This window comes from Rubellimicrobium roseum (assembly GCF_006152145.1).
Lineage (GTDB): Bacteria > Pseudomonadota > Alphaproteobacteria > Rhodobacterales > Rhodobacteraceae > Rubellimicrobium > Rubellimicrobium roseum.
Window position 1 is genome coordinate 1 of the sequence record NZ_VDFV01000079.1, and the last position, 10,973, is coordinate 10,973.

Annotated in this window: 10 protein-coding genes; 1 reads left to right on the top strand and 9 read right to left on the bottom strand. The window is 64.7% G+C overall.

From position 1 onward, the window contains the following. The 9 genes from FHG71_RS21980 to FHG71_RS22020 form a co-directional block, all read right to left on the bottom strand. Nucleotides 1-1,133: DEAD/DEAH box helicase (locus tag FHG71_RS21980; protein WP_139083842.1), on the bottom strand; the 1,133-nt coding region annotated here is incomplete at its 3' end. Then, complete coding sequence (locus FHG71_RS24835; RefSeq protein WP_139083844.1) at nucleotides 1,126-1,641, bottom strand: helix-turn-helix domain-containing protein; 516 nt, start codon at nucleotides 1,639-1,641, stop codon at nucleotides 1,126-1,128. The genes FHG71_RS21980 and FHG71_RS24835, both read right to left, overlap by 8 nt. After that, entirely contained in the window at nucleotides 1,638-1,964 is a 327-nt protein-coding gene (locus tag FHG71_RS24085) for a hypothetical protein (protein WP_139083845.1), read from the bottom strand. The genes FHG71_RS24835 and FHG71_RS24085 overlap by 4 nt, the downstream gene beginning before the upstream one ends. Nucleotides 1,965-2,271: 307 nt before the next feature. Continuing rightward, nucleotides 2,272-2,517, bottom strand: coding sequence for a helix-turn-helix transcriptional regulator (locus tag FHG71_RS24675; protein WP_139083847.1), 246 nt, complete (start codon nucleotides 2,515-2,517; stop codon nucleotides 2,272-2,274). Between the two features lie 144 nt (nucleotides 2,518-2,661). After that, the gene (locus FHG71_RS22000) at nucleotides 2,662-3,618 is read right to left on the bottom strand and encodes a hypothetical protein (protein WP_139083848.1); all 957 of its coding nucleotides are present in this window, start codon (nucleotides 3,616-3,618) and stop codon (nucleotides 2,662-2,664) included. Nucleotides 3,619-3,622: 4 nt separating this feature from the next. Then, nucleotides 3,623-4,849: a tyrosine-type recombinase/integrase gene (locus FHG71_RS22005; protein WP_139083850.1), complete on the bottom strand. Its 1,227-nt coding sequence runs from the start codon at nucleotides 4,847-4,849 to the stop codon at nucleotides 3,623-3,625. 350 nt (nucleotides 4,850-5,199) lie between these two features. Next, entirely contained in the window at nucleotides 5,200-6,903 is a 1,704-nt protein-coding gene (locus FHG71_RS22010) for an ABC transporter ATP-binding protein (RefSeq protein WP_139083852.1), read from the bottom strand. 148 nt (nucleotides 6,904-7,051) lie between these two features. Continuing rightward, on the bottom strand, nucleotides 7,052-9,205 hold the full coding sequence (locus FHG71_RS22015) for a TonB-dependent siderophore receptor (protein ID WP_139083854.1): 2,154 nt from the start codon (nucleotides 9,203-9,205) through the stop codon (nucleotides 7,052-7,054). A gap of 88 nt (nucleotides 9,206-9,293) precedes the next feature. Then, nucleotides 9,294-10,193, bottom strand: coding sequence for a helix-turn-helix domain-containing protein (locus tag FHG71_RS22020; protein ID WP_176559573.1), 900 nt, complete (start codon nucleotides 10,191-10,193; stop codon nucleotides 9,294-9,296). A 245-nt stretch (nucleotides 10,194-10,438) separates the two neighbouring features. On the opposite strand from FHG71_RS22020, the gene FHG71_RS22025 reads away from it, so the two are divergent. Next, on the top strand, nucleotides 10,439-10,891 hold the full coding sequence (locus tag FHG71_RS22025; protein WP_139083857.1) for a hypothetical protein: 453 nt from the start codon (nucleotides 10,439-10,441) through the stop codon (nucleotides 10,889-10,891). The last annotated feature ends 82 nt before the right edge of the window (nucleotides 10,892-10,973 follow it).

The window sequence follows — 10,973 nt, forward strand, 5'->3', positions numbered from 1 at the left end:
AGCTCGCCGCATCCACACCGGGGTCCCTCTTGAACGCCGATCCAGGGTCCCGATCCCGTGCCGATTGACAGGTCGAAGGCGATGTCGCTCACGAAGCCCAGCCGCAAGCTGTTGTCGCTGTGGTCGAGGATGACGCAGTCATCCTTCCCGCGTGCGGTGCGCAGGCCGCGGCCCACCATCTGAACCCACAGCATCGTTGATTTGGTCGGTCGGGCCATGATGATGCAGCGGACGTCCCAGTCGACTCCGGTCGTGAGGCAGCGAACATTCACCACCACCGGCAGTTCGCCCTTCCTAAACCGCTCGGCGATCAAGCGGCGCGACACGTCGTCGGTGTGGGCGTCCACGTAGCCGCAGGGCACGCCGACGGCCTCGAAGTCGGCCTGGAGATTGCGCGCGTGGGCACGGTCCACGGCGAAGCACAGCGTCGGTCGGCCCTCGCCCTTGTCGAGCCAGGTCGTGACCACGTCGGCGACCATCCGAACTCCACTCATCACCTGCGAGAGCTGGCCTTCGTGGTAGTCCCCGGCCACAGTGCGGACGCCGGCAAGGTCCGGGCTCGCTGCGGCGAAGGTGCGGAACGACGACAGGACCTTGGCGTCGATCAGCTCGCGCGTTGTCGCGCCCACGACTAGGGACTCGTACTCGCCTGCCATGCCGTCGCGGCCTGGGGTCGCAGAAAGCCCGATGAACACCGTCTCCGGAGCCTCCTTCATCCAGCGCCGCACAGCTTCGGACCTCTGGTGGCACTCGTCGACGATCACAACCGATGCCGCGGGTCTATCCCGACGCGCTAGCGTCTGCACGGACGCTACTTGCACTGGGGCCATTGCGTCGCGCCGGGGGTGGTTGCCTTGAATGACTCCGATCCGATCAATGCCCTCGGCCAAGAAGGCCCTGACAGTCTGATCGACAAGCGAGAGGGTTGGGACTGTGAAGCAGACCCTGTTGCCCTTCGCGAGCGCGCCGCTGACGATCATGGAGGCGATGAAGGTCTTGCCAGCCCCCGTCGCTAGGGACAGGCAGACCCGCTTGTGGCCCTCGGCCAGAGCGGCGCGGAGCCGAGCTACGGCTTCGATTTGGTGCGGACGTGGCGTCTTCGGCATGGCGCGGGCGAAGAGGTCATCAGACATAGCGGCGACCTCCGGCGATTAAGCGCAGCGCTCCGGCTTCACAGTCTTGGCCGAGTTCCGTGGGCCCATAAGTGCTCTCCCCTTTCTGTAGCCCAACGTGGGCTGAGAGGGCTAAGTCCACCCTGGGCTGAGGAGGTGCGTAGCGTGTGGGCTGAGGGGGTGAGTCCTCTGGCGGCTCAGGGGGTAGGTTCACCCTGGGCTGGGAGGGCGACTTAGCTTGTCTCGGAACGGGGGCGGACTTCGTGCCGACACGCAGCCAGAACTGGCTAGTGCTTCTCCCGCCATCTACGAACTGAGGTTCCACTCGAACTAGACTGCAGGCAGATAAGTATTCAATCGCTCGCTTGACGGACGACAGGCCGACGCCCGCTTCTCGAGCGATAGTCTTGAGCGACGGGTTGCACTGACCGCTCGCCGCATTGTGGTGTGTCGCCAAAATCAGAAGCACAACTTGTGGCGGTCCTTTGAGTCCGGCCTGGCGCGCCCAGTTGACCGCAGCGATGCTCATGCCTTTGCCCCCTGCTCCTGCGCGTCGAGCCAAACGTGGAGCGCGGAGCAGTGAGCGCCTCGAAGCGTCTCGATATTCTGAGAGGGGGAGACTCGCCGCCGGCTGATCCGTAGATACTTGGCAATGGCGTCTACGCCGTTGAGCAGAACTGCCGTTACCCGCACTTCGCAAGCGAGGATCTGGAGCGGGGGCATACCTGGACGCGAGGCTACGGTATCATCGACCAGAGGCAGCCGTCTCAGGATGTCCCGCACCACTGAGAACGAAACGCCCGCCAAGTAGCGGATGAGGAACCGACCGTTTATCATGTCAGTGGTCGACAAGTTCGATGTCCTATTGCGGCGAGCAGGGTCGCGAGCGATGACGAGGCCGCCGTGCCAACGGCCGCTCGAGGCTTGTGTGACGACACGCGCTTCCGCCATGGCGTTCTCTTGGACTTGCAAGTGCCTGGGTGCGGCAGGCAGTGGGGCTCCTGAGCTGAGCTGAGCGCACGACATACGACGTTGGTCGGCGAAAAGCCGATTGCGACAGGCCATCAGTGTCTCCTTCGATCGTTGCGCCAAAGGAACCGGGGCAGGATTGGTCGCCGGGTCAGAGGCAGCGACTTGGCCCGGTCCTTGTGGGGGTCGTCTAGGCTGAACTGCCGTCGCGCCTAGTTTTCGCCGCTTCTATGACCGCCAGGATTTCGCTCCGTGGCCAGCGTGAGGTGCCCCCGAGCTTGAGAGGCTTGGGCACAAGACCCTGCGCTACCCAACGGCGGAAGGTCGATAACCCGCAGTTGAGTTCAGCGGAGGCCTCCCGGTCAGTCAGCAACGGGTCGACAGAGCCGCCAGCTGACTCTGGGAGGAAGGATGAAAGATCACAGGTGGGGTTCATAGGTCGGCCTCGGAGTCGATGAGCGAGGCCAGGATTGAACGAGAGTTCTGCCGAGGGTCAGATGCCCATAATCATCATAATCATCAAAAGTTCTCTGGGCCGGTGATGGACGCGGTGGGACAGGACCACCGGCGAAGGGCACGCTCAGACCTCCCTGAGCATCCTGTCGAGCGTCTGCAGCGAAACGTCCTTGAGTTTGGTCTGTCGCAGCAGTTCGCTTAGCAGCTGCCCGCGTGACAAACTGCCGTGCCCATTGGGGTAGAGCTCCAAGTACTTGTCCCGCAGCTTATCTCTTTTCGTGGAGGGGCGACCGGCGGTTTTGGGCGGATGGCGGGATTGTTGGCTTGCCTCCTTGAGCGGTCGGGCGGACACCATCGCTTCGGCAACCTTCTGCGGTACACACAACGCTCGCCCCTCAAAGGGTCGTATTTGGCCCGCGAGCTCTTGAACCAGTGAGGTGCAGTCCAAGCCAAGCTCTTCTGCCAGATCATAGCCTCGAAGCGAGAGTTTGTATCCGATCCGTTCGTGGAACGGCGCCACTGTGTGGTGCAGAGAGATGCTGCCCAACTCCCTAGCGAGCTGCCACGCAGTGATCTTGGGATCGCTTGTCCTTGCCGCGGTGAAGTCAGCCATCATCTGATCCCAGGTCAAATGCGTGAGGCGGAACTTGTTTAAAAATCCGCTGTCCAACAGACCTGTCGGTTCTTGCGAGAAGTCTAGAAGATCAGTGCGGCCGAGTTTTGTTGCAGCTTCCCGAAAGTCCTCTGGCGTAAAGAGAAAATCGCCAATTCCGTAGTCGATCAGGCCAGGATCAAGCCTCGACACCTGGCCGTCCGGGGAGGCCATGAAGAGGTTGTCCCCTATCCGAAGAAAAAAATCCTGTTCCGACTGGTCAGCTGGTGCTGCAACAAAGAACTCTCCGAGCTGCCACTCCAGATCGTTATCGTATTTGATCTTAGCCTCAGCAAGGGCGCTAATGCCGTCGAAGGTCGGATCGTCCCCCCAGTCAGCCGTGATCCAGCGCAGAGCATCTTCGCGCTGCTCCTCGTTCCAGCGTGGAAGAAGTGTCGAGAGAGGGACATAGTCCGGTGGGCAGAACACAGACTTATGCCTCGTCTGCTGAGGCCGACAGCGCTGCGGTCTCACTGTGTGCCAAGGAGGGGCTGGATCCGCTGCTCACCCACTGGGCCCAGCGCTCCATCACTGCCCGCCTCTGCTCCAGGAAATCCGTACGTCGGTACGCGCGTACCACCTTGCTGTCGGTGACGTGCCCCAGGCAGGTCTCAGCCACCTCGTGCGACGTGGTCGTGGTCTCCGCGATCCAGATGCGAAGCGAGGAGCGGAAACCATGTGGACGCTCCTTCATGCCCCGCCGCTTCATCAGCGTGGACATAGTCATGTCGGAGATGACGCCTTTCCGCGTGCTTGGGAACAGGTAGCCTCCCCGGGCGTGCTGGCGGGCTTGCTCAATGAGGGCCAGGGCCTCGGGCACGAGCGGCACGCGGAAGTCAGGAGTGGTGTCCTTCAGGCCCTTCATCGTCTCGCCGGGGACGGTCCAGACGTCGCCCGTGATCTGGCTCTCGTGCAGGTGGCGCAGGGGCCCAGAGCGGACGCCTGTGAGGATCAGGAGGCGCAGTGCGAGATGGGTGACAGTGCCATCCGAGAGGGAGGCATAGAATGAGGGCACCTTGGCCCAGGGCATCGCGGGAATGTTCTCGGCCTTGTGCCGACTCTTACCTAGGAGCGCCTTGGCATTGTCGCAGGCCTGGAGGTCGACCTCGAGCCCAAGCGCGGCGGCGTGGCGCAGGCAGATCGAGAGCCGGTTGAGCGCCTTCCGGGCGGTGTCGGCCTTGGTGTGCCAGAGGGGAGCTAAGGTGTCGCGGATGTCTGTTTGATTAATTTCACCTACAGGCAGGCGGCCGAGCTTGGGCAGAACATGCAGTTCGAGAGGGCTGAACCACCGCCCGGCCATCCCGTCGCCTTTCAGTTCGGCCTTTCGGCTCTCGAAGGCGTCGCGGGCCACGTCTCGCAGCAGATGCAGGTTGCGCGCGGCCTCGCGCTTCTGCCGTTGGCGCTCTTTGATCGGGTCAACGTTGTTACGGGCCAGCGCTCGTTGCTTGGCAGCAGCGTCCCGCGCCTCCCTCAGGCTTACATCCGACAAGGAACCTAGCCCCATCTCCCGCCGGCGACCATAGATGGACACACGCAACACCCACTGCCCACCGCCGTCCTCGCGCTTCCAGAGCCACAGGCCGCCACCATCTGAGTGCTTGCCGGGAGGCAAAGACCGCACCTGAACGGCCGTGAGCTTGTGCAGGAACTGCGTCGCCATGATCCACCCTCTTGTCCACCCCTAGATGCTGAGATGAAGTGGGAGGACGAGAGAGACAATGAGACGACTTGGCCGAAAAAACAACTGATGTTTCGCTATATTAAGGCAGTCACAAGAGCGAATGAGAGCTGTGGATATAAGAGTTAGATGCCCTTCTGCGGCACCACTGCCCTGTTCGCTAGGGTCTAGCGATAATCGACAGACCGCCGAGATTCACGCCCGCATCGTTCTCATGAACCGCTTCTCAGCCTTGGGCCGAGCCGAGATCGTCCGCGTCGCTTGAAGCTAATGGCAGAGGGGATAGCTCGGCCTCAGCCCTAGTAGCGCAACAACGTCGCGGTAAGGCCCGATCACGCCGCCGCCAGCCGGGCATACAGGCCCTGTCGGGTCTGCAACTCCGCATGACTCCCGATTTCCGCGATGCGTCCGTCCTGCATGACTGCAATACGGTCGGCGTGGCGGATGGTGGCCAGTCGGTGGGCGATGATCAGCGTGGTGCGCCCCTGGGCCAGCCGGTCGAGTGCAGCCTGGATCTCACGCTCGGTCTCGGTGTCGAGGGCCGAGGTCGCCTCGTCGAGGATCAGGATGGGAGGATTGCGGAGGAACACGCGCGCGATGGCGACGCGCTGCTTCTGTCCGCCGGAAAGCGTGACCCCGCGCTCGCCCACGACCGTGTCGAGACCTTGGGGCAGGGCGTCGATCATCGGGCCCAGGCGGGCGAGGTCGGCAGCTGCGCGAATCTCGGTCTCGGTCGCATCGAGACGTCCATAGGCGATGTTGTCGCGCAGGGTGCCGCCGAACAGGAACACGTCCTGGCTCACTATGCCGATCTGCCGGCGCAGGGAGTTGAGCGTCAGGTCGGTAACGGGAATGCCATCGAGAGTGATCCGTCCCTCGGTCGGCTCGTAGAAGCGGGGCAACAGCGCCAAGGCCGTGGTCTTGCCGGCCCCGGACGGGCCGACGAAGGCCAGCGTCTCGCCTGGACGGACCTCGAAGTCGAGGCCGCGCAGGACGGGCCGCGCCGGGTCGTAGCCGAAGCCCACGTCCTCGTAGCGCACCGCGCCGGAGAGGCGGGGCGCGGGCCGTGCTCCCGGCCGGTCGGCGATGTCGGGTTCGGTCGCGAGCAGGTCGAGGTAGCGGTGGAAGCCGGCGATGCCCTTCGGGTAGGTCTCGATGACGGCCGCGATCTTCTCGAGGGGTCGGACGAAGACGCCCGCGAGCAGCAGGAAAGCCACGAAGCCCCCCGTGGTGAGCGTGCCCTTGATCACGAACCAGGCGCCCGCGACCATGACCACGACCTGAATGCCGCGCATGGCCATGTAGTTGATGGAGGTCGAGGCGGCCATGATCCGGTAGGCGTCGAGCTTGGCCCGCCGGTAGCGCGCGTTGTCGCGGGAGAAGAGCGCGCGCTCGTGGTCCTCGTTGGCGAAGGCCTGCACCACGCGGATGCCGCCCACGTTCTCCTCCAGCCGGACGTTGAAGTCGCCGATTCGCGAGAAAATTCCGCGCCAGGTCTCGGTCATGCGGCCGCCGTAGACGATCACCAGCGCGACCGTCGCGGGCACGATGGCGGCGGTCAGGCCAGCGAGCCCCGGATGGATAGCCATCATCAGGGCGAAGGCGCCCACGAAGGTCATGATGGCTATGAACAGGTCCTCGGGCCCGTGGTGGGCCACCTCGCCGATTTCCTCGAGGTCCCGGGTAACGCGCGCCACAAGATGGCCGGTCCGCTGCGTGTCGTACCAGCGCCAAGAGAGCTTCTGGAGGTGGTGGAAGGCGCGGGCGCGCATCTCGGTCTCGATATTGATGCCGAGCTTATGGCCCCAGTAGGTCACGATGGCCATGAGCCCTGTATTTACAAAGTAGATGAGCAGAAGGGCGGTGGCGGCGAGCAGCGTGAGCCCCAGGTCGGCCTGCGGCAGCAGGCGGTCGATGAAGGCCTGCACCGCCATCGGGAAGGCGAGTTCCAGCAGGCCCGATCCCACCGCGCAGCCGAAGTCGAGCCAGAACAGGGCCATCCAGGGGCGATAGTAGGCGATGAACTGGCGCAGCATCGGATCGGTCCTTGGCGGGGCGGTCGGGCCTGCCCGGATCTAGCGGCTTGACCGGCCCGGCTCCAGACGAAGATGCGCCGGAGCCTGAGGGAGGCTCCGGCGTCGAACGGCTCGGGAGGGCCGTCAGGAGTCTTGGCGGGCCCCCGGCTCAGAAGCTCTTGCGCACGGCGAGGCTCACGTTGCGGCCCTCGCCGAAGTAGCACGAGTTCACGCCGTTGCAGGAGGCCACGTAGTCCTCATCAAGGAGGTTCGACACGTCGAGGTTGGCCGTCCAGCCCCCCGCGAAATCGTAGGTCAGCCCCGCGTCGTAGAGCGTGCGCGCCGGTACGCTCAGGGTATTCTCGTTGTCCACGAAGCTGTCGCCGACGAAGCGGGCGCGGGCGCGCAGTTCCAGGCCCTCCGCCGGGGCTGGGGACCAATTGACCTGGAAGGTGGCCAGTTCGTCGGACACGGTGAGAGGCCGGTTGCCGATGATGGCCTCGTTCACGTCGTCGGTGATCTCCAAGTCGAGCAACGTGAGGTTGCCTTCGTAGCTGAGGCCAGGAGCCACCTCGCCGCGCGCCTCGATCTCGATCCCGCGCGAGCGGACTTCGCCGATCTGGACGTACTCGGTGAGCCCTGCGTTGACGCGGGCCTGGCTGATGTCCTCGCGCACGACTTGGAAGGCCGCGAAGGTGAGAAGCGTGCGGCCATCGGGCGACCACTTGAGTCCAGCCTCGACCTGATGGCCGGTTTCGGGCGACACGTCTTGGCCAGCGGGAACATTGACCACCTGCGGGCTGAAATAGGTGCCAGCCGAGGCGTAGGGCACGAAGCCCCCGGGCAACTCGCGCGCAAGCCCCAGGCGCCAGGAGAACTCGTCGTCCTGACGATCGAAGCCGACCCGGTCCGCCGGTGCGAACGCAACGGGGTTGTCCCCCATATCGGTATGAACGATGTCGTAGCGGCCGTTCAGCGTCGCGATCCAACCGTCACCCCAGCGCAGTTGATCCTGCGCGTAGATGCCCAAGGCGGTCTGGCGCAGCGTCTGGTCGATGTAGGGGCTGGCGTCGGGCTGGGCCGCTCCGTACTGCGTGTCCGTGACGGACAAGCCCGTCGCGAGGGCCGAGGCCTGCACCTGGTCGAGGTCGTAGACCCGGGCATCGAGGCCGAAGAGCAGCCGGTGCTCGACCGGGCCGGTCGCCAGCGTTCGCTCCAGCCGAAGGTCGTTGCCGAGCAGCCAGGCCTTGCTGTCGTGCTGGAAACGCAGCCGCGCCAGGGTTCCTTTCGAGTCCTGCGGTGTCGAGGCGAAACCTGTGTAGCCGAAGGCGTAGACCGAGTCCTCCTCGACGTGTGCATGGGCAAAACGCGACACGTTGGTGAGGCGCCAGGCGCCGAGATCCTGCCGGTAGATGCCGGTCACGATCCACTGGTCGCGGCGGTACTCGTCGTAGTCCGGCTCCCCCGTGTTGAAGTAGCGGTCGAAATCGAGGCCTACATCCTCGACCACGCCGAAGTAGGGTAGCCACGCGCCGCCCACGTGGTCTTCGTTCATGCCCGTGTAGCTGGCCGTGACCGTCAGCGTGCCACCGTTGCCGAAGGCCTTGGCAATCCCACCCGATACGATGCCGTCGAGGCCGTTCTCGAAGGCTCCATGCCCGCCTACGAGTTGTGCCTTGGCGCCCAAGCGGTAGGCCAGCGTCGGCGTGACCGTGCCGCCCGCGTCCACGGAGGAGAAGACGCGGCCTTCCGTGTCACCGCCGAATTCGAGCAGGGTGCCTGGCTCGCCGCCGGGCAGGCGGCTGGCGTAGTTGACCACGCCGCCGGGATTCGATGTGCCGTAGAGTACCGACGAGGGTCCACGCAGCACTTCCACCCGCTCCAAGAGGAACGGATCGATGTAGAAGGCGCCGAAAGCGTAGCCGTAAAGCTGGATGCCATCCAAGAACTGCCCCGTCTGCGTGGCGTCGAAGCCGCGCGAATAGATCCAGTTGGTGTCGCTGTCGTAGGCGAAAGGCTGCGCTTGGACGCCCGTCGTCTCCTCCAGGGCTTCGTCCACCTTGGCGGCGTTGGTTTCTGCGATCTCCTCCGCGCCGACCACGCTGACCGACTGCGGGACCTCGGTGATCGGCGTGGCGCTCTTGATGCCCGTCAGCGTGAAGGGATCGGCCGCATCGCCCACCGGGTCGGCGCCCAGGACCGAGAAGGTAATCTCGCCCAAATCGACCGGAGCGCCGGCGTCCTGCGCTAGCGCCACCCCGTGGGGCAGGGTGGCCAGAGCGGTATGTCCGAGGAGCCAGGCGAGGCGGGCAGGGCGGGTCATGGGGGAGGGTCCTTCCGAAAGTGCAACGGCCGCGCAAGCCCAAAGGCCGGCTGCGCTTCCTTGTTTTCTGATTATTTATATCGGGTATTTAGGCCTGTCTTGGCCGATCCTGTCGACCCTGGTCGGATCCTGCGGCAATGATCCGTCCAGCAAAGGCATTTCGCCGCCAAGCAGCGGGCGTGGTGCCCGTCACGTCGCGAAAGGCCCGCGTCAGGTGCGACTGGTCCGAGAACCCCGTCGCGGTCGCTACCTCACTCAGGGACAGCGGGGTCCGGCGTAGAAACTCCTGAGTCGCCTCGACGCGCAGGCGCGTAAGATAGCGGGCCGGGGCGACGCCCGTCGTCTCACGGAAGGCATGAGCAAACCAACTCTCGGACAGGCCAGCGGCGGCGGCCAGCTCGGCCACGCTCAGCTTGCGATGCAGCTCGGCCCGCATGACGTCGAGGACGCGGTGAAGCTGGGCCGGGGTCAAGCCGCCGCGCGGCGCTGAAGGGCGAGGCGGACCTGACCGGGGCAGAACCATGCCAAGCAGGGCCATCGCCAGCGACTCGGGGACCAGATCGTCGTAGGACGGCTCCTCCACTTCGGCGGCCAGCATCGCGGCCAGGCGTTCGGCCCGGGGGTGCTCATCGAGTAGGATCAGATGGTCGAGTGCGCGCGGATCATCCTCCAGGCGCCGCTCCAAGGCCGTTCGCTCCAGATGCAGGTCGAGATGCCGAAAAGGTCTCGAGTCGGTGATGCGGCTCCAGACCGGGCAGTTGGCAGGGATGAACGCCACCTTTCCGATGGTGGGGCCGTCCGCGCGGTCGGCCAGCCGGATCGGCGGGCAGTCGTCGCTCAGCACGACCACGAGCCTCGGATCGGGGGAGGCGTAATGACCCCGACCGCCCTGCTCTCCGGTGGCGTCCCACAGATCGGCGACCGCGCCGGTCCAACCGCGCCAGCGCAGGGGACCCACGGGCCGGATACCCTCGGTGAAGGCAGTCATGTTCGGTCGAAACACCATGGTCGCTCGGATGCGATTTGGAGGGCTGCGCTCAGGTGCGTACTCATGAGAAGATGCGGCCCGGACATCGAGAAGAGTAGTTGACGATTTTTGTCAGGTAGCATAGCGAACTGACAAGGTCGAGCCCCGGCCTTTGGACGACCTGACAGCCCGCGCTTTCGCCAGCTACGCATCGCCCTCTTCCTCTCGCGGCTCGTCGCCCTTTGTGCACGCAGGAAGGCTTTGTCATGAATCCATATCTTCCGACTTGGCTGCTTGTGGGTGCGATGTCGCTGGCCCCCGGTTCCGTCCTGGCGCAGGACCAAGGGGCCCAGGCCAATGGTCCTGTCGCGGGCGCGCTTGAGCTCGAGCTGAACGACGCCATGGCAGTCGACGGCGGGTGTCGGCTGACCTTCCTTGTCGAGAATGGGGTGGGAGGGGACCTTTCGGCGCTCTCGCTTGAAACGGCGATGATGAACATCGAAGGGCGGGTGGCGCAGGTCACGCTCTTCGACTTCGGCGATCTTTCGGCCGGTAGGCCGCGGGTAAGGCAGTTCGACCTGTCAGAACTGGCTTGCGAGGATCTCGGAACGGTTCTGATCAACGGGGTGACGGCCTGCGAGGGCACGGGGATCGAGCCTGGCGCCTGCCAGTCGGCCCTGACGCTGTCGAGCCGGGTCGTCATCGATCTGGCTGGCTGAAGCGGGGACGATCATGGAACCAGCGACCGACTACTCGATGTGGGGGCTGTTCGCCCACGCGACCCTTGTGGTGAAGCTCATC